This window comes from Phenylobacterium sp. FG114, from assembly GCF_057809855.1.
Genome location: NZ_JBMDKU010000035.1, coordinates 1 through 527 on the forward strand (window position 1 = coordinate 1; position 527 = coordinate 527).

The window sequence follows — 527 nt, forward strand, 5'->3', positions numbered from 1 at the left end:
CGGCGGCGTTCCGCCGGGTGTGCCGGGCGTGCCTGGCGGCCGACCTTGGCTCGCGCCGGCCGCCGCCCGCGCGGGGCCCGTGATGCGCACAGCGCCGGTCAGGCCCGCAACGCCGGCCACAGTCGCGGCTGCCGCGCCACCGACCGCCAGGGCCCCGGTCGCGAGCGCGCCGGCGCCCAACGCCGGCCCGCCGGTGACGAGGGCCGAGGCGAGGTTGGGGATGAACAGCGCCAGCATGGCCAGCAGCAGCGATGCCGCCAGGATCGCCAGGGCCTCATAGAGGTCGGGGTTGGCGGAGGGCTGCAGCTGGTCGAACACCGAGCGCGCCCCGGACACCACGATGGCCAGCGCCAGCACCTTCAGGCCGGACGACACGACGAAGCCCAGGGGCCGCTCGGCGAGGAAGGACGACTTCGACCAGATCCCGAACGGCAGCAGCACGAAGCCACCCAGGGTGACGATCTTGAACTCGAGCAGGGTGACGATGATCTGCAGCGCCAGCACCGCGAAGGCGAGCATGATGCCGA

The 527-nt window shown here is 73.6% G+C and carries 1 protein-coding gene; it reads right to left on the reverse strand.

The features are described from left to right. A partial coding sequence (locus ACODSY_RS26025) for a type IV secretion system protein (RefSeq protein ID WP_488954811.1) occupies positions 1-519 on the reverse strand: 519 nt, incomplete at its 3' end. Between the last annotated feature and the right edge of the window lie 8 nt (positions 520-527).